The organism is Sphingobium sp. SA2 (assembly GCF_032227065.1).
Taxonomy (GTDB): Bacteria; Pseudomonadota; Alphaproteobacteria; order Sphingomonadales; family Sphingomonadaceae; genus Sphingobium.
On the sequence record NZ_JAPMXX010000004.1, the window covers coordinates 1 to 18,452 of the forward strand.

Sequence of the window (18,452 nt, forward strand, 5' to 3'; positions counted from 1 at the left end):
CCTCCCACGTAGGCCGTCCGCGCAAATGGCCGCTGCGACGGATCGTTGAGGCGATCCTATATCTGCTGCGTGGGGGGCTGCCGTGGCGAATGCTGCCACCCTGCTTTCCGCCGGTCTCGACGGTTCGGCGCTGGTTTTACCTGTGGCGCGATAACAAACTGTGGCTCTCGCTCAATCATACCCTGCTATTGATGGCGCGTGAAGCGACGGGCCGAGAGGCTTCGCCCAGTGCTGGCGTGATCGATAGTCAGAGCGTGAAAACAACGGAAAGTGGCGGCCCGCGCGGCTTTGACGCAGGCAAGAAAATCAAGGGGCGCAAGCGCCACATCCTCACCGACACCGAGGGTCATTTGGTTCATGCGGTGATCCATACCGCCGACATTCAGGACCGCGACGGCGCGCCGCTGGTCCTGCGTGAAATCATCCACCGCTTTCCATGGCTGCGCCATGTCTTTGCCGATGGCGGCTACGCTGGCGACAAGCTCAGGCAAGCGCTCCGGCGTATCGGCAAATGGACTGTCGAGATCGTCAAGCGATCCGATGGTGCAAAAGGCTTTGTGGTTCTTCCGCGCCGCTGGGTCGTCGAGCGAACACTGGCTTGGCTGAACCGCAACCGTCGGCTCGCAAAGGACTTTGAACGGACCATCGCATCGGCAAATGCGTGGCTGTTCATAGCCTCCATACAGCTATTCGCGCGCCGCATCGCAAGGCTATGAAATTTCATCGGATAATTATGAATCAGGCTCTAAGTGACTAAGCTCGACTTTGTACGTTTTTCGTCAGGTCCAGATCCAGAAGATGCTGTTGCTGGCGATGTAGTCGAGGGCCTGATCGAGGGGCAAGATGCATCCCCCCATTTCGTCGATATCTTCCCATTTTCGGCGGTGTGACCAGTATAGGCCTGATTCGGCGCCTTTTCGTTCCAGCCCCGGCGCTTGAGATAGTCTGGGCTGGTCGGGCCATGCGGGCCACCAACCCCGGCGAGGCGTTCCTTGCCGCCATCGCGCCGGTCTTGGAGGCCGTTGGCTCCCTCCCCCATGCCCGTCTCGACACGGACGGAGAGTCGACCGCGCCCAAGAAGCAGAAAGCCCGGACGACGTGCGGTTATACCATCAGGACCGCGCGCAAATGGCTTGAGCAGGCCGGCGCGCCGATTTGCCCGATCGAGGATCACGGCCAGATGAGCCATGAGCCGCTGGACGACGACGACAGCGAGGATGAGGGCGAAGAAGGCGGATAAGCGCCACGATCAAATGTATATCGCTTGGCATTACAAACGATGCTATAGCGCAACCATATTGCCAGCGGAGCGAGAGCAGAATGATATTGGCAGTCGGAAACACCAAGGGCGGCGTCGGCAAGACGACGCTCGCCGTCAACCTCGCGGTGGCGCGCGCGCTTGCGGGCCGCGACCTCTTGCTGGTGGACGGCGACGAGCAGGGGACCGCCCTCACCTTCACCGAGCTGCGCGCCGATCGGCTTGGCGAGGCCGGCTATACCGCCGTTGCACTCACCGGCGCGGCGCTTCGCAGCCAGGTCCGCCAGCTTGCGGCCAAATATGACGATATCATCATTGACGTAGGCGGGCGCGACAACGGCTCGCTGCGCGCCGCGCTCACCGTCGCCGACACGCTGCTGGTGCCGGTGCAGCCGCGCAGCTTCGACGTGTGGGCGCTCGACCAGGTGGCGGCGCTGGTGGCCGAGGCGCGCGAGATCAACGAGAGCTTGCGCGCCGTCGCCGTGCTGAACGGCGCGGACGCGCAGGGGGCCGACAATGAGGCCGCCTTGGACATGATCGGCGATATCGAGGGGATCGAGGTGCTGCCCACGTCGATCGTGCGGCGCAAGGCGTTCCCGAACGCGGCGGCCGAAGGCAGGGCGGTAGTGGAGCAATCCCCGCGTGACGCCAAGGCAATCGACGAACTGTCCGCATTGGTCAGCGCGGTATTTGTATAGCATAATGATAGCGGAGTGAATTGCGATGGCTATCGCTCGTAAACCGAACAGCAAGCCCAAGCCGCCGATGGATGAGGCGGCGGCCGATGCCTTCATTGCCGGCGCGGCAAAGCCGGAGGCCGCGCCGATCGCGGCCGACGAGGCGGGGCAGGGGGCCGAGCCGCGTAAGTCGCCTGTCATGCTCCGTTTCGATCGTGCGTTGCTGGCGAAGGTCGATGCGGCCGCCAAGCGGCGCGGGATCAGTCGCAGCGCGTGGATTCAGTTCACGGTGAGCCGCGCGCTCGATGCTGGCGAGGGGTAGGGCCGGCTAGGGCTAGGCGACCCTAGCGCGCGAACGGTGAGTTTTGGGGTATGGCCTCACCGTTGGGCGGCGGGCAGGGTGAAATCCACCAGCACCGGCATTTCCGGTATGTCCCCGCGCAGCTTCGCGCGGCGGACGATGCTATGTTGGTCGATCAGGTTTTGCGCGTCGCGACGGCCGCTCATGGTTTTCGGGAGCCACATCATAGAAACCCGCTCGACCTTGCGGCCCTTCTTGATCGGCGTGAACTCGATCCAGAAAGGGCAGAGCTTGTTGATTTCATCCTGGGCGATCTTGAGGCAGTATTTGTTGAAATCTGCGAAGCGTTTCAACTTACCTTCCGGCACGTTGAGCAAGCCGCGCAGCTCCGCAATCGTGAACTCTTCGCTTTGCTTATATTCGAGGCCGATCCGGCGTTCGATCATTTCATAGAGGCACAGCGAATATTTCGATTCGAAACAATACATCACTTGCGTCTTGAGCCGCGCATAGACTTCGCTGTTACGCAAAATCTCAATCAGTTCTTCGGGGATGCGGTAATGCAGGAAGCCGTCTTTTTCGAGGCTTTCGTCGCTGGGGCCAAGAAGCTGGACGCGGCGCTTGTAGCTCTTGCCACCCTTGCGGATGGTGACGATCGCGATGGTGCCCATCAGGCGCAGCAGCGAGCTTTCTATGCGCTCATTGCCCTGGTGCGTGCCCTTGAGCGCGGTTTTGGCGATCCGGTGAATGACCGGCTCGCCGATCCGCTCCCAGGCATTCGCGATCAGCAGATTGTAGATTCGGCGATCGGCGAGGGTGAGGGGGGACAGCTCGACAATATCGACCAGCTCGCCGGGTTTTACGATTTCCCCGTAATTGGCGGGATCGAACGGGTTTCCGCGCCCCTTTTGCGCGAGGGTGAGGGCGGTATTGTCGCCCAGGGCAACCTTTGCCTTTCCGTTGTTTACAGGTGAGCTTGCACGATTCATGCCCTCACTTTAGCAGCAACGGTGAGCTAGGCAATTCCTAAAGCTCGCCGATCGGGATCGGGATATACCCCAAAACTCACCGTTGATTTGGCTGCTACCCCAAAGCTCACCGGACTCGACCCCAACACTCACTTTTACCGACCCTAACACTCACCGAAGGCCACCCCAAAACTCACGCGACTCGACCCCAACACTCACTTTTCGAGGCAATTTTTCTCGGTTTTCTGCGGGTTTGAGCCACCCTGAATCTTGAATCTAAGAAGAATCTTTGAATCAGAACGCGAACGGTGAGTTTTGGGGTAGCCCTGCCTGTGGATAACTCTGTGCCTGCCGAACCGTCAGGCCCGAAGAAAAAGAAAAGCACCGCCTCTTGGGGCTTCGCCCCGCCGGCTCGCGCCCTACGGGCGCCCCGGATGGCTAAAGCCATCCTCCCACCCGGCATCCCCATGAGATGAGCCGGCTACGCCAGCACGCTTTTGTTCAATTGGCACCCAGCTCCACCATTTCACCCAACCATCCAACCCACCACCAAGCCCAACCGTCCAATTGGCTTTCCAGAAAAGCCATGCGGATAGCGCAGCGATCCAGTCGAGAGGGCAGGGAAGGCGGAAACGTCCCCGCAAGCGCGATTTCCGGCCCGCCCAGCCCCTTTTCAGGCGTCAGGCAGGATGGGAGAGGTCGAACGTCCACGGCGCTCTACGGGCTTCTCAGGTAGCCATTTTTTGGAACCTAGATCGTCGTGGTTTCGTCCACCCACTCAATCGGCCGGGGCTGGCGTCGATTGCCAACACGGTGAGGATCTACCCCAAAACTCACCTTTCGCACGCCAAAGGCCGATTTCCCGCGCTGTTCCTTCCTCTCGGCTCCGTCATGCTGGCGGTCCCGCCCGCGATCCTCGACATGCTGCATTTGCGGGCCGGCGCGACGGTCGGCGTAGCGGTCGATGGCGGCCGTCTGGTGGTCGAGCCGAATCCGCGCCCGCGCTACACGCTGGACGAGTTGTTGGCGCAATGCGACGAGACGGCCGAGCTGAGAGTGCTTTTGCCGGAGCCAGGCCCGCCGGTAATGATATGGAAATCGGGCCAGTCAACCATTGCCCGCGCCTTCCGCTTCTGCATCGAACGCGCGTTTACCGCGCCACTTCCAGAGCGCCAGCACATCGCCGGCATTTTCATCGCGCGCTTTCGCCGCCAGTTCTAGCATCGCGCCGTAAAGGGTGGCGCGATCGTCGTCGGCGAGATCGACCAGGCCGGCTTTCTGGACGAGGCCGCCCAGCTCGATCAGGTGGCGGGTGCGTGTCCGTCGGGCCACGACCCAATCCCTCGTATCGGTGCGACGCGCAGCGGCTTCAACGCGGTGCCTCGCCTGCGCCAGTTTCGTTTCCGTCTTTGCCGTCATAGCGAGGGCGGAGCGTAGCTTTGCGGCCCTTGCGTTGAAAGAAGGCCGCGCCTTTCGAGCGCCATGCCTCCCTTTCTTCCGCGCTGGCGGATGCGACGGCGGCGAGCAGCGTGCCCGCCAGCACATCGAGATCGAGCGCGTCGGCCCCGGTGGAGGTGACGAGTTCGCCGAGCTGCTGGACCTTGCGCGCCTTGAGCGCCTTGGCCTTGTCGTTCAGGGCTTTCAGTTCCGCGTCATAGTCCCGAACCTTACGCATAGCCTCTCCTGAAAAGCCGATCATGTTGGCCCCGATAGTAGCACAGCGCGCGCGCGAGGAAACCGGAACCGGCAAAAATGCGGCGGAGTCAATCATGCGAACGGCAGAGAGTATGAGTGCGCGCTTATACGTCGTTGCCGACGTGCGCTCAGAAGTGCAATAAGCAGGGTGTCATGGCGATCTACCATTTCTCGGCCAAGGTTGTGAGTCGCGCCAACGGATCGAGCGCGGTTGCAAGCGCGGCCTATCGTGCAGCGGAACGGCTGCACGATGATCGACTCGGGCGCGACCATGATTTCTCGAATAAGGCAGGCGTCGTCCATTCGGAAATCATACTGCCCGAAGGCGCACCGGAGCGTTTAAACGACCGCGCTTGCCTGTGGAATGAAGTCGAGGCCGGCGAGAAGCGCAAGGACGCGCAGTTGGCGCGCGAAGTCGAGTTCGCGATCCCGCGCGAGATGAACACGGCTCAGGGCGTGAGCCTCGCCCGCGATTTCGTCGAAAAGCAGTTTGTCGATCGGGGCATGGTCGCGGACCTCAATGTGCATTGGGACAGGGCAAGGACGGCGAGCCCAAGCCGCACGCGCATGTCATGCTGTCGATGCGCGAGGTTGGCCCCGAGGGCTTCGGGCAGAAGGTGCGCGAGTGGAACAGCAATGCGCTCCTGAAGGAGTGGCGCGAGGCGTGGGCCGATCATGTCAACGAGCGGTTGGCCCAGCTGGATATTGATGCCCGCATAGATCATCGCACGTTGGAGGCGCAGGGCATTGACCTTGAGCCGCAACACAAGATCGGACCGGCTGCGTCGCGGATGCCCGAACAAGGGCTTGAGGCCGAGCGGGCCGAGGACCATGCCCGGATCGCGCGCGAGAATGGCGAGAAGATCATTGCGCGGCCCGAGATCGCGCTGGACGCGATCACCCGGCAGCAGGCGACGTTCACGCGGCGCGACCTGGCGCAGTTCGCGTTCCGGCACAGCGACGGCAAGGATCAGTTCGACCAGGTGATGAGCGCGGTGCGGACCTCGCCCGAGCTGGTGGGGCTGGGCAAGGACGGGCGCGGCGAGGACCGCTTTACCTCCCGCGATATGATCGACACCGAGCAGCGGTTGGAACACGCCGCCGATCGTCTTGCCGACAAGGCGAGGCATGGTCTCCCGGCAGCGTCGCTGCAAAGGGGGCTGGACGCCGCCGGGAGTGAGGGCCTGGTGCTCGGGGGAGAGCAGCAAGCTGCGCTGGCGCATATAACCGGCGAGAAGGATATTGCCATCGTGGTCGGCTACGCCGGCACCGGCAAATCCGCCATGCTGGGGGTCGCGCGCGACGAATGGGAGCGCGCTGGCTACCAGGTGCGCGGCGCGGCGCTGTCGGGGATCGCGGCGGAGAGCCTGGAAGGCGGATCGGGCATCGCCTCGCGCACGATCGCCAGTCTCGAATATCAGTGGGACCAGGGCCGGGAGCTGCTAGGTCCGCGCGACGTGCTGGTGATCGACGAGGCCGGCATGATCGGCACGCGCCAGATGGAGCGGGTGCTGTCGGCGGCCGAGCGGGCGGGCGCGAAGGTGGTGCTGGTCGGCGATCCTGAGCAGTTGCAGGCGATCGAGGCGGGCGCGGCGTTTCGCGCGCTGGCCGAGCGGCATGGGGCGGCCGAGATCAGCGAGGTTCGCCGGCAGCATGAGGACTGGCAGAAAGACGCCACGCGGGCGCTGGCGACGGGCAGGACCGGCAAGGCCGTCCATGCCTATGAGGCGCATGGCATGGTGCAGGCGGCGGACACGCGCGAGCAGGCCCGGGCCGAGCTGGTCGACCGATGGGACGCGCAGCGCAGCGCCGATCCGGACAAGACCCGGATCATCCTCACCCATACCAATGCGGAGGTGCGTGACCTGAACCTGGCCGCGCGCGATCGGCTGCGCGCGTCGGGCGAATTGGGCGACGACGTGCGCGTGTCGGCCGAGCGCGGCGCGCGGGAGTTCGCCAGCGGCGACCGCATCATGTTCCTCAAGAACGAGCGCGGGCTTGGCGTGAAGAACGGTTTGCTGGGCAAGGTCGAGCGGGTGTCGCCCGACAGCATGGCGGTGCGGCTCGACGATGGCCGATCGGTGGCGTTCGACCTCAAGGACTATGCCCATGTCGATCATGGCTATGCTGCCACCATCCACAAATCGCAGGGGGTGACTGTCGATCAGGCGCATGTGCTGGCGACGCCGGGGATGGACCGCCATTCGGCCTATGTGGCGCTGTCGCGGCATCGCGAGGGCGTGCAGCTCCATTATGGCCGCGACGACTTCGCCGACACCGGCAAGCTTGTCCGCACGCTGGGCCGCGAGCGGGCGAAGGATATGGCGTCCGACTATCCGATGTTCCGCGACCGCGACGCCGAGGCGCAATCGTTCGCCGATCGGCGCGGGCTGTCGGGTGAGATCCGCGTTGCGGATGCGCCCGAGCGGAAGGGCGTGGAGATCCTCGCGCCGAGCGCGGGAACTTCACGCCAGATGGGCGACGACCGCGGCGCTGGCGAGGCGAAGGCCGCGGGCGAGGGGCGGCCGCGGCGGGGTATGTTCGACAATTTCCGGCCCGCACCCGAGCGGCCAGCGCCGGCGACCAATCGCGGCCAGGGCGAGAGGCCCAAGCGCGGCATGTTCGACGGGTTGAAGCTGTCGGCCGAGCCGGCGAAGGGCGCGGAGCGCACGCCGGCGTTGCCGGATCGCGGCCAGGATCGGACATTCGCGCGCGCGGTCGAGCGGACCTCGCGTTCGGCCGAGGCGATGTTGCAGGCCCGCGCATCGGGCGGGCCGGTGTTGGAACATCAGAAAGTCGCGCTCGAGCGCGCGACCGAGGCGCTTGACCAGATCAGGCCAGGAGCTTCGCGCGACCTCGCATCGGCGATGCAGCGCGATCCGGCCTTGCTGCGCGACGCGGCGGCGGGACGCAGCGGCCCGATGATCGAAGCGATGGCGCAGGAAGCTCGCGTGCGCACCGATCCGAACTTGCGCGCCGATCGGTTTGTGGAACGCTGGCAACAGCTCTCCCAGGACCGAGACCGCCTCTATCGCGCCGGCGACATGACGGGCCGCGAGAAGGCGGGCAAGGAAATGGCGGGCATGGCGAAAAGCCTTGAGCGCGATCCACAGGTGGAATCGATCCTGCGTAATCGCACCCGCGAGCTGGGGCTTGAGATCGGCATGGAGCGCAGCCCGCAGATGGGCGGCGGCGAGCTGGGCCGCCAGTTGACGCATGAGCTGGGAATCGGCCGCGACCGTGGACTTAGCCGGTAGGGAGAGAAACAAACATGGACGAGGACGAGTATCGCGAACCCCATGCCGGCGACGATCCAGTGGCCGCGTTCGAGCGGTTGCGCGGCGAGGTGTCGTTGCTGCGTCATGCGGTCGAAGGGCTGACCGCCGCGCGCGAGTCCATCGACATTCCCGATTATCAGCCGACGCTTGAGCGTACCGAAAAGGTGCTGGGGGTTCTGGCCCAGCAGATCGCCGCGATGCGGAAAAGCCCTGCCCTGTCGATGGACCCGGCGCATATGGCGGGCGAGATCGCGACGGCGGCGATCGGCGCGCGCCGCGAGGACCAGCGTCTTATCACCGAGGCGCGCACGGCGCTGGACCAGGCCGCGCGTGAGATCGGGAGCCGGCTTGCTTCCGCGCGGCGCGGCGACGAGCAGAATCGCTGGCTATATCTGTTCGGCGGTGGCGGCCTGGTGCTGGGGCTGTTGTTCTATGCCGCGTTGGCGGGGCCGATCGCGCGTCTGACGCCCGATAGCTGGCTATGGCCTGAAGGCGTGGCGACGCGCGTTTTGGACGCGCCGACGCAATGGGAGGGGGGGCAGCGGTTGATGCGGGCCGCTGCGCCGGAGCGCTGGGAGGCGATCGTCGCGACCGACAAGCTGTTGCGCGACAATCGCGAGACGATCGAGACGTGCCGCAAGTCGGCGACGAAGGCAAAGAAGCCGGTGCGCTGCACGATCGAGGTCAAGCCGGCGACAGAATAAGGGTGGATCCCGAGCATGATCGGGGTTGCGCGGGGCGGTAATGTCACGGTACAGGGCCGACCCCGCAGCGCAGGCACTTCGATGCCGCTCATAGGTGCACTCCCGGCAGCCGGGCCGACGAGGGAAAAAGCGCCGTCAGGCGCCAGCGTAGGGGCATCAGCGTGGCAAAGGTGAGCCCCCATACCCAAGCTGCCAGCGCGAGCGGCAAGGGTGTCGTGCGCGATTGTCCTTTGATTTAGCGAGAGAAGGCGCGCTGCACAATTAAAATGCCCCGTATGTAGTGAGTCCCATCTCGTCAACTGCCAATGATTAGACCTCTGGTCGCGCATCGTCTGGCAGGCTTGGACGAATCCTATAAGGATCGGCGCACGGCTTTACGATGAAGCAATCATTTCTAAGCGTCGTTAACCATCCTCTAACGCATGCGATGCGATTATACAGCTATGCTAGAGGTCGCACCGGGGTGAACATGAGCAGCATCTTCAACGACGTCATGGCCGTGCGAAGCGCCATCCTCGACAGGAATGCGGCGCTTCGAAATGTAGCAAGCAGCGCGGGTTCTGTTGGTAGCCCCGGGGGTGCGGGAGCAAAATTCGAAGCAGCGATGGATACCGTGCTTGGAAAGGCGGACGGTGCAGACTCGCTTGCAGGGCCTGGCTCAAACCAAAGGATTTTGGGGACTGAACGTACGGAACCAGGCGGCTTTACCTCTACACTGCAAACACAGATTCAAAAGATTAATGAAATCAACGCTCGCGCCGGCCAGTTGACAGTCGCCTATGAGCGCGGCGAAGAGGTCGATATTGCAAAGGTCATGCTCGCGCGGCAGGAGTCGTCGATCGCGTTCGAGGCGACGCTGCAAGTTCGCAATAAGTTGCTTTCCGCGTATAAGGACATCATGAGCATGCCGGTCTAGCGCAATCTTGTCCACCGTATCATTGTGAGCAAGTCAAATAAGCACCGTATCAGCTATGATGGGTTCAGTTCGGCATCGAAGGGTATGTTATGAGAAGATCGAGGGCGATTATCGCGGCCATGTTTCTGTTACCCCTAGCCGTAACGGCTTGTGGCAGCAGCGAGAAAACGTCGGACATCTCCGAGGATCAGATGAACCATTATGCCGGCATAGCGGAGCACGATCACCCGACGAATTCGACCAGCGCGACACCGCAGTCGGCTACGTCGAATCCAGCGAAGAAGCAGTAGCGGCCATAGACCGATCAGGAGCCTTTCGGCTTGCGACCGCTATTGTGCATGCTGACGATTTTCCAGCTATTTCCCTCGCGCGTTAAGACGCTGGTCGCGACGCCAATACGCTCGGCTACGGCTCCGTTCTTGGGTTCGATTCGATAGCGGTAGGTCTCGGTAGCGAGTGCAACCGGTCCCTCAAAGCGAACGCTGACCTTGTAGTCGGAAAATGTGAACGACTTGAACGCCGCCAGCTCTGGCCCAAGATGATGGGCGAGGTATGTAGTGTAGGTTCCCTCGGAGCCACCCGTTTCGAATATCTGCGAGTCGGCCGCGAAGAATCGCTCTGTCCCCTTCGCATCGAGCTTCTCGATCGCGGCCTTGTACTGCGACAGCACCGTCTCCACGGCCCTTGTATCCGCGACGCGCGCAGGCTGCGCGGTGACTGCGATCGGCGTCGCCAGCGATGTGGCTACTGCCACCCTCAATGCCAAAATCATGTTTTCCCCTTGAGAACGCCAGATGGTTGAGGCCGCCATGTAGGCCCAGTCGGCCCCAAGCTGCGATTTTGGCCAAGTCGGAGAACGTTTTGGGAACGTGGCATTCGGTATTGACGATGGAAATCATAGAAGAGGACAGTTCGCTCCATCATAGGGAGTGGGTTGATGGATCGGAGTATTCCGGGCGGGGATTTGATCGGACGATGGAGCCTGAGCTTTGCCGATATTGATTTTGTAAATTCGAAGCCGGCCCTGACGCGCCTTGGCCTCGCCGCGCAGCTGAAATTCTTCGCTTCCCTGGGGTTTTTCGCGATCGATCCCGGCTCAATCCCTACCGATGGCCTCTCGTATCTGGCCGAGCAACTCGGTGTCGAGGCTGGCGAGATAGCCGGTTATGACTTTTCCAGTCGGACAGCACGACGGCATTGTGCGGAGATCCTGATCCATCTTGGATATCACCGCATGAAGCGGGTGGATCGCGCGCAATTGACGGAATGGATTGCTGGCGAGCTGTGCCCGGGCGGCCAGTCGATCAATGCCATGCTTGAGCATGTTTTCCTGTGGTGCCGGGACCGGCGTATTTATGGGCCGTCGCGCAAGGAGCTTGAACGTGTCGTTCGCTCACAACGGCAAGATTATCTGGACACCTGGCTGATCGGAGCCAGTGATCGGCTTTCGTCAGATGCGGTGGCGTTATTGGAAGCCTCGCTTGCCGATCCGGACAGCTCGACCGGATTCAACAGGATGAAGGGTGACGCCGGACAGGCAACGCTCGACAACATTCTCGACGTGACCGAGAAACTCGCCTTTATCCAGAGACTTGATCTTCCCCATGATCTCCTGACGGCTACGGGCAAGCCATGGGTCGATCAGATTGTTCGCCGCGTTGCCGGTGAAAAGGCCTCGGAGATGCGCCGGCATGCGCCGGCGCGACAGCTCGGCCTTTATGCGATTTATCTAATGTCGCGGGAGGCGCAACTCACTGACGCGATGATCGACCTGCTGATCGAAACCGTTCACAAGATCGGAACGCGCTCGAAACGCAAGGTGGTGGGCGATATCGCGAAAGACATCGAGCGGGTCTATGGAAAGGAGCGCCTGCTGGTCGAGATCGCCAGCGCCTCGATCAATGAACCATCGGGGCGCATCTGCGATGTCATTTTCCCGATCGCCGGTAAGGCCAAGCTGGCGGCGATCGTCAAGGAGAGCCATGCGAAGGGCGCTCTGGACCGGCGCATCTACAAGGTGATGCGTGGTTCCTGGGCCAATCATTACCGGCGCATGCTGCCAAGCCTGCTTTCCGTACTTGAGTTCCGGTCGAACAACGCGGTGTGGCGGCCGGTCCTGGCGGCCCTCGACTGGATCAGGAGCAAGGTGGATGGCGGATGCCGCTTCGTGCCATTGCAGGATGTTCCGATCGATGAGGTGATTCCAGCGCGATGGCGCAGTTCCGTCATTGATGACGATGGGCGGGTAAACCGGATCAGCTATGAGCTTTGCGTCCTGACGCAACTGCGCGACCGCATCCGCTCCAAAGAAATCTGGGTGGTCGGGGCGGATCGCTATCGCAATCCCGATGACGATCTTCCCAAGGACTTCGAGATCAGGCGAGATGCGTACTATTCCGGCCTCAGCCTGACGCCAGATGCGCAGGCGTTTTGCGCCTCGATCCGGGAGGAGCTTGAACGGGAACTGTTGCTCCTCAATGCCAATATTCCACAAAACGACAAGGTCCGGCTCCTGTGGCGCGGCGACAACCGGATATCGATTACACCGTTCAAGCCCTTGCCCGAACCGAAGGGTCTCGCTTCGATCAAAAGCGAGATCGGTCAGCGCTGGCCGATGACCGGACTGCTGGACGTGTTGAAAGAGGCTGCTCTGGACACGGGATTGATGGATGCTTTCGAAACGTCGGCCTCGCGGGTTACCCTGTCGAAAGCAGCCTTGGCTCAGCGTCTTTTGCTGTGTCTCTATGGCTTGGGCACGAACGCCGGGCTCAAGCGGGTCGCTGGCGCAACACCCGATGTCAGTTACGAGGAATTGCTGCATGTCCATCGCCGTTTCATCCACGCGCCAGCGCTGAGGGAGGCGTGCGCGCGGGTAGCAAACGCGACACTGGCAATCCGCAATGCCGCAGTATGGGGAGATGCGGGCACGGCATGCGCGTCCGATTCAACGAAGTTCGGCGCGTGGGACCGCAACCTGATGACGGAATGGCACGCCCGCTATGGCGGCCGTGGCGTCATGATCTACTGGCATGTGGAGAAGCGCGCGACCTGCGTTTATTCCCAGCTCAAGCGGTGCTCTTCCTCGGAGGTCGCCTCCATGATCGAAGGCGTGCTACGCCATTGCACCGACATGGAAATCCAGCGCCAGTACGTCGATAGCCACGGCCAGAGCGCAGTCGGCTTTGCGTTCTGCCGACTCCTTGGATTTGAGCTTGCCCCGCGGCTGAAAGCAGTGGCACGCCAGAAACTGGCCCTTCCCCAAGCCGGCATGCGCACGCGGCTTTCCAATTTACTGCCGATCCTCTCCAGCCCGATCGACTGGGACGAGATCGAGCAACAATATGACGAAATGGTCAAATATGCCGCTGCCATGCAATCGCGCACCGCCGATCCGGAAGCGATCCTGCTCCGGTTTGCCAGAGCCGAAGTGATGCACCCGACCTACAAGGCGCTGAGTGAACTCGGCCGCGCGGTCAAAACAATCTTCCTATGCCGGTATTTGCGTCAGGAGGCATTCCGCCGCGAGATCCACGAAGGGCTGAATGTGGTTGAGAACTGGAACGGCGCTAATGGTTTCGTGTTCTTCGGCAAGGGCGGCGAGATCGCCACCAACCGCATCCATGAGCAGGAAATCTCCGTTCTGGCGCTACACCTCCTGCAAGCGTCGCTGGTGTATGTGAACACCCGCATGCTTCAGACCGTACTGGTTGAGCCGAAGTGGGCGGGGCGGATGACGCCGGAAGATTATCGTGGTCTCACGCCGTTGATCTACAGTCATGTGAACCCTTATGGCCGCTTCGACCTCGACCTGAACGACCGGATTGATTTTGGACGGCTTGCAGCGTGAGGCGGCTGATCGGCCTATAACATTTGGGTACACCCCAGAGTGATAGGGCCGAGTGACACCATTCGTCTGTCACAAAAGGGTGGGTTTGCGCTCAATGTGACGATACACTGCAAGAGCCACCCTAATGTGACGGATTTTGCACTTGGCTCGTATCGGATATGCCCGCGTCAGCACCACGGACCAGGATCTGGATATCCAGATTGGCCGCCTCAAGAATGCAGGTTGCGAAATTATCCGTTCCGAGACCGGATCGGGGGCCTCGCGGAGCGGGCGCACGGAACTGGAAACGATCATGCAGTTTATGCACACCGGCGACGAGCTGGTCGTGCTGCGGCTCGACCGGCTCGGCCGCTCCACGCGCGATGTCCTGAACCTGGTGCATGAGCTTGATGAAAAGGGAGCTTCGCTGCGCATCCTTGAGCCAGAGGTGACGACGGCGGGCGACACGGGGCGAATGGTCATCACCATACTCGGCATGGTCGCCGATATGGAGCTGAAGTTCATCAAGGATCGTCAGCGCGCCGGGATCGAAGCGGCGCGCGCCGAAGGCGTTTACAAAGGCCGGAAGAAGAACGTCGATGACGATGAAATCCGCCGTCGCCTTGCCGCCGGCGCCAGCAAGGCCCGCGTTGCCCGCGACCTGAAGGTCTCACGAATGACCGTCTATCGGGCGCTCGACATTATTCCGTCACAGACCAAACTGCCGGAAAAGCCGCCCACTGCCAGCATCGCCCTGCATCTGATTATCGAGAACTTCAACAAGCGTGGAAGAGGTAGAAAACCCGCTCGGGAGCGGATTGAGGCGATGCTGGAACGCGACTACGCCATGGTAAAAAACGGCAATTGTGATTACAAACTGACCGTCGCCTATGACCCCGATCCGGATGGCATTTCCCTTGATGAGGAAATCCAAAGCCTCCTCTCCGAGATGTTCAACATCGCAGAGAGCTACAATTGCTCCATGGAAGCCGATATCTACGAGGTCGGTGGTCAGCAACGGTCCTGGTAGAATCAATCAAGCGTTCAGTGTTCGTTCTTCAACCTGGCCAAAATCGCAGCTTCGGGCCGACTGGGCCATTATGGACCTGCATCGATGTCAGTGAGCCGATGCCTTGCCAACTGGCCGCGACGGTTCCAGGCGAAGCCGGTTCCGATAGCCACTGCCATCAGGAGCTGCGCCAGCACGGATTGCCATGTAGGGAACAGGCCAAGCATTGAGAGCCTGGGCACATCGCGAAGCGGCGCTATGGCGATGATGCCCGCCTCTTGGAGAGCGGAAACCCCCTTGCCCGCGAGCACGACCGTCAGGATGGCCATCAGCCATGAGCTGTAGCGGAAGAACTGCGTAATCGGCAGCGTACGGCTGTAGCGGAGCATGGCCCAGGCGATCACCGAAAGCAGGAGAACGGCGGTCGCAGCACCCGCCAGCAGCACGGGGCCATTCCCCTGAGACCAGAGCGCGGCATAGAACAGGATCGTCTCAAAAACCTCCCGGTAGACCACGATAAACGCGAGCCCGAACAGGAACCAGCCCGACCCACCCGTAAGCGCCCGCGACATCTTCTCCCGGATATAGCGTTGCCACTGATCGGCTTGCGCCTTGCCATGCATCCATATTCCGACCGAGAGCAGCACGACCGCGGCGAATAGCGACCCAAACCCTTCCGTCAGCTCACGGCTCGCGCCGCTGACCCCGATGGCATAGGTGGCGACCGCCCAGGTGATCCCGCCAGCGACGAGCGCGCTGATCCACCCGGCATGAACATAGCGCAGCGCCTCTCCACGGCCCCTGTGCATTGTAGGGACACAGATTCACGGTAGCGGTTTGATGAGCAGCGGCATGAGGCCATTGGCATCGAGATCGAGGCGATCGGACCAGACGTAATCGCCGGTGAGATTGATGCGATCCCATCCCAACGGTGAGAGCCGGGACAGCATAGCCGGATCGATCTGGCTTCCTCGCTGGCGCATTTCGTCAATGGCGCGCCCGAGATAGCGGCAGTTGAACAGGATGATCGCAGCGGTGACGAGGTTGAGCGCGGCTGCTCGGGTCTGCTGGTTCTCCAGGCCACGGTCGCGAAAACGGCCGAGCCGATGGAAGGCGACTGCTCGGGCAAGGCTGTTGCGGGCCTCGCCCTTGTTCAACTCGGCAGTGACAGTACGGCGCAGAGCCGGATCCTCGAACCAGCGCAACGTGAACAGCGTGCGCTCGATCCGCCCGATCTCGCGCAGCGCCGCGGCGAGGCTGTTCTGCTGGCGGTAGGCGGATAGCTTCTTGAGGATCAGCGAGGGCGTAACGGTGCGGTTACGCATCGCGCCAATGACACGTTCGATATCCGGCCAGTGGCTGACGATCAGGTCGCGGTCGAGCCTGTGACCGAACAGTGGCGCAAGCCTGCCATAACGCTTCGAGGGTTCGAACGCGTAGAGGCGGCGGTCGGACAGGCGGGGAATGCGCGGCTCGAAATCGAGCCCGAGGAGATGCATGGTCGCGAACACGATGTCGGAAACGCCGCCTCCATCGACGTGCAGCGCGGTCAGATCGGCGTTGCTGTCATGGCCGAGAATGCCGTCGAGCGCATGGATGGCTTCTCCTGCCGTGCCGGCGATCACGGTCTGGTGCAGCGGCGCATAGCGGTCGGTGATGGTGGTGTAGATCTTGACCACCGGGTCGCGACCATAGTGGGCATTGACCGCTCCGCCGGCTTCGCCCGGCCCGCCCAGGTAGAAGGCCTGGCCATCTGCGGAAGCCCGGTGTCCTTGCCCAAACCAGGCCGCGATCGGCTCAGCGTGGATGGCGTCGGTCAGACAGGCGAGCGCCGCCCGAAAGGTTTCCTCGCGCATGTGCCATGTTTGCATGCGCAGCAGCGCGCGGCGTGACCCTGCGCCGCATACCTCGGCCATGCGCGACAACCCAAGATTGGTCGCTTCGGCAATCAGGGTAGCAAGAAAGGCCCGCTCGTCCGTAGGCGGCAGCCCGCTCGAGACATGCCCGAAGTGCCGGGTGAAGCCGGTCCAGCGTTCGACCTGCGAAAGTACGTCGGTGATACGCGTCGCAGGCAGCATGCCGTAGCAGGCAAGCGTCAGGTGCCGTCCTTCGTCGTGCCCGGCATCATCGTCCTTCAGTTCCTTGGGAAAGCGCAATCGCCCGCCAGCGAACAGGGCAGCATTACGTCCGGCTAGATTTTGGGCGACGTCGCGCAAGGTGTTGTCGAGTTGCGTGGCGCGCTGATCGAGCCATGCGTGTGGATCACCGAGCGAGAACGCCGGTTGCAACGCTGCACCGCTTGATGGCTCGAGCAGCACGTCCAGGGACCTGTGCAGCCGTGACCTTGGCACCCAGATATCACCGGATGCCAATGCATTGGCGAGCGCCCCGTAGGTGGCCATCTCCCAATGCGTCCGGTCAATCTTGCCGGCGACCATGACATGGCGGTGCCAGCGCCGCTCGACATGACCGAGCGGAACGTCGGCAGGGAGCGGCTTGCGCCAGTTGCCATCAAGATCCGACAGGACCGTCATCGCGTTGCGCAATGCCGCGGTGCCGGCTCGACCGTGGAAATCGAGCGTTTGCAGGAATAGAGGTCCTGCTCGCTTGAAGGTCCGGTACTCGGCTGCGATCTCGCTTAGCACATCGTCCCTGTGAGGTGCCGCGGTACGCCGGATGATCGCGGCATCGGCATCGAGCATGTCGAGAGGCACGATATCCCTGAGGGCCGCGCCGATATCTTCACCGGCACGTGCTGCCCGGCTAACTGTTTCCAGCACAGTGGCGATGCGCATCAGCCGGTCGCGGCCTTCGCGTCCCGAGATCGCGATCCCCTGTTCCAGGCGTTTGCGGGCACGAAGATGAGCGCGTCCCATCAAGGAGCCGAACATGGCGATCGCCGCGTCGGTAAGCGTGGCCTCCAGCTCGCGCAGCGTAGCAAGCAGGATGACCCGCCTGCGGGAGGCGCGCATCTGTTGGAAAGCTTGGGCGGTATAGCGCACGCCTTCGCGGGCGAACTGCGTCAGGCGTGGCTCGTGCAGGGGATCGACCGGAACACAGGCAATACCGGTCCTGTGAATCAGCGCGACCTTTTCGAGGATTTCAGCGAGCGAGGCTGACGCTACGCGGGGCTCCGGTTCGCGCAACCACGACAAGCGGCTCTGTCGGTGATGCACCTTCTCGTCGACCAGCGTATCGAGACGCTGACGCATATCCGCATCGAGTTTATCGTCGACTGCGGCGACCAGATCGGTTTCCGCCCGCAGCATCGCCTCGGCCGCCATCCGCTCGACTACGCTGATGCCGGGGATGACGATGCGCCGCGTGCGCAGCTCGTCGAGCAGTCGATCGAGCAGAATACGCCCGTCCACGATGGCCATGGCTTCGGTTTCCAGCCAGGTCATCATGATGCCGCGCGCTGGCCGGCTGAGATCGGTGAAGCCGAAGCGCGCCTTGATGGCGGCAAGCTGATCGTAGCGGGTCGGCGCTCGCCGCGCGAAGTCGGAGATGGCGCCTGCATCCACCCCGACCTGCTCGGCGATATGCTCGAGCATGATCGCAGGCAACAGCTCGCCTGCACGCAAATGCCGCCCCGGATAGCGCAGGCAGCAGAGTTGCAGGGCGTAGCTCAACCGGGTCGCCGGAGTGCGTGCGGTGCCAATCGCAGCAAGGTCCTCGGCATCGAGGCCATGGTGTCGCACCACCGCCGCCTCGCTGTCGGGCAAAGCAAGCAACGCGGCGCGCTGCCGCTCGGTCATCGGAATACGTGCGGGCATGTTTCATCCTCCAAAAACCTCTTGCCTTTTGTCCGCTTAATGAA

At 62.4% G+C, this 18,452-nt stretch carries 13 protein-coding genes and 3 pseudogenes; 10 read left to right on the forward strand and 6 right to left on the reverse strand.

Features of this window, described 5'->3' with window-relative positions; all coding sequences use genetic code 11:
* The 5 genes and pseudogenes from OVY48_RS07095 to OVY48_RS07115 form a co-directional block, all read left to right on the forward strand.
* On the forward strand, nt 1-716 hold a 716-nt coding region (locus tag OVY48_RS07095), incomplete at its 5' end, for an IS5 family transposase (RefSeq protein ID WP_313922304.1).
* Nucleotides 717-749: 33 nt separating this feature from the next.
* Nucleotides 750-890 carry a hypothetical protein gene (locus tag OVY48_RS07100; RefSeq protein ID WP_313922305.1) on the forward strand — a complete coding sequence of 47 codons (141 nt, stop codon included), beginning with the start codon at nt 750-752 and terminating at the stop codon, nt 888-890.
* 71 nt (nt 891-961) lie between these two features.
* A pseudogene (locus OVY48_RS07105) lies at nt 962-1,240 on the forward strand (transcription elongation protein SprT); the annotation flags it as partial.
* 80 nt (nt 1,241-1,320) lie between these two features.
* Nucleotides 1,321-1,956: an AAA family ATPase gene (locus tag OVY48_RS07110; protein ID WP_145076198.1), complete on the forward strand. Its 636-nt coding sequence runs from the start codon at nt 1,321-1,323 to the stop codon at nt 1,954-1,956.
* Nucleotides 1,957-1,981: 25 nt separating this feature from the next.
* A complete protein-coding gene (locus tag OVY48_RS07115; protein WP_145076195.1) occupies nt 1,982-2,257 on the forward strand; it encodes a hypothetical protein in 276 nt (91 codons plus the stop codon).
* A gap of 56 nt (nt 2,258-2,313) precedes the next feature.
* Here the strand turns inward: OVY48_RS07115 and OVY48_RS07120 are convergent, their stop codons facing one another.
* The 3 genes from OVY48_RS07120 to OVY48_RS07130 form a co-directional block, all read right to left on the reverse strand.
* Entirely contained in the window at nt 2,314-3,225 is a 912-nt protein-coding gene (locus tag OVY48_RS07120; RefSeq protein ID WP_313922308.1) for a replication initiation protein, read from the reverse strand.
* Between the two features lie 1,086 nt (nt 3,226-4,311).
* Nucleotides 4,312-4,536 (reverse strand): conjugal transfer protein TraD, encoded by a 225-nt coding sequence (locus OVY48_RS07125; protein ID WP_313922310.1) that lies wholly within the window; start codon nt 4,534-4,536, stop codon nt 4,312-4,314.
* Nucleotides 4,537-4,573: 37 nt separating this feature from the next.
* Nucleotides 4,574-4,879, reverse strand: a complete 306-nt coding sequence (locus OVY48_RS07130) for a conjugal transfer protein TraD (RefSeq protein WP_313922312.1) — start codon at nt 4,877-4,879, stop codon at nt 4,574-4,576.
* Nucleotides 4,880-5,052: 173 nt separating this feature from the next.
* On the opposite strand from OVY48_RS07130, the pseudogene traA reads away from it, so the two are divergent.
* The 3 genes and pseudogenes from traA (at nt 5,053) to OVY48_RS07145 (ending at nt 9,797) form a co-directional block, all read left to right on the forward strand.
* Nucleotides 5,053-8,156, forward strand: a pseudogene (gene traA, locus OVY48_RS07135) (Ti-type conjugative transfer relaxase TraA).
* Nucleotides 8,157-8,170: 14 nt separating this feature from the next.
* On the forward strand, nt 8,171-8,881 hold the full coding sequence (locus OVY48_RS07140) for a DUF6118 family protein (RefSeq protein WP_066268885.1): 711 nt from the start codon (nt 8,171-8,173) through the stop codon (nt 8,879-8,881).
* 469 nt (nt 8,882-9,350) lie between these two features.
* A complete protein-coding gene (locus tag OVY48_RS07145) occupies nt 9,351-9,797 on the forward strand; it encodes a flagellar hook-basal body complex protein FliE (RefSeq protein ID WP_197421634.1) in 447 nt (148 codons plus the stop codon).
* 304 nt (nt 9,798-10,101) lie between these two features.
* Here OVY48_RS07145 and OVY48_RS07150 read toward each other — a convergent pair whose 3' ends face one another.
* Entirely contained in the window at nt 10,102-10,569 is a 468-nt protein-coding gene (locus tag OVY48_RS07150) for a YybH family protein (RefSeq protein ID WP_066769725.1), read from the reverse strand.
* A 165-nt stretch (nt 10,570-10,734) separates the two neighbouring features.
* Between OVY48_RS07150 and OVY48_RS07155 the strand changes: the two genes are divergently transcribed.
* The gene (locus tag OVY48_RS07155; RefSeq protein ID WP_021224283.1) at nt 10,735-13,644 is read left to right on the forward strand and encodes a Tn3 family transposase; all 2,910 of its coding nucleotides are present in this window, start codon (nt 10,735-10,737) and stop codon (nt 13,642-13,644) included.
* Between the two features lie 142 nt (nt 13,645-13,786).
* Nucleotides 13,787-14,653 carry a recombinase family protein gene (locus OVY48_RS07160; protein ID WP_086485392.1) on the forward strand — a complete coding sequence of 289 codons (867 nt, stop codon included), beginning with the start codon at nt 13,787-13,789 and terminating at the stop codon, nt 14,651-14,653.
* Between the two features lie 68 nt (nt 14,654-14,721).
* Here the strand turns inward: OVY48_RS07160 and OVY48_RS07165 are convergent.
* Nucleotides 14,722-15,429 (reverse strand): annotated as a pseudogene (locus tag OVY48_RS07165) (FTR1 family protein); the annotation flags it as partial.
* Between the two features lie 27 nt (nt 15,430-15,456).
* The gene (locus tag OVY48_RS07170; RefSeq protein WP_049285547.1) at nt 15,457-18,390 is read right to left on the reverse strand and encodes a Tn3 family transposase; all 2,934 of its coding nucleotides are present in this window, start codon (nt 18,388-18,390) and stop codon (nt 15,457-15,459) included.
* Nucleotides 18,391-18,452: the final 62 nt, after the last annotated feature.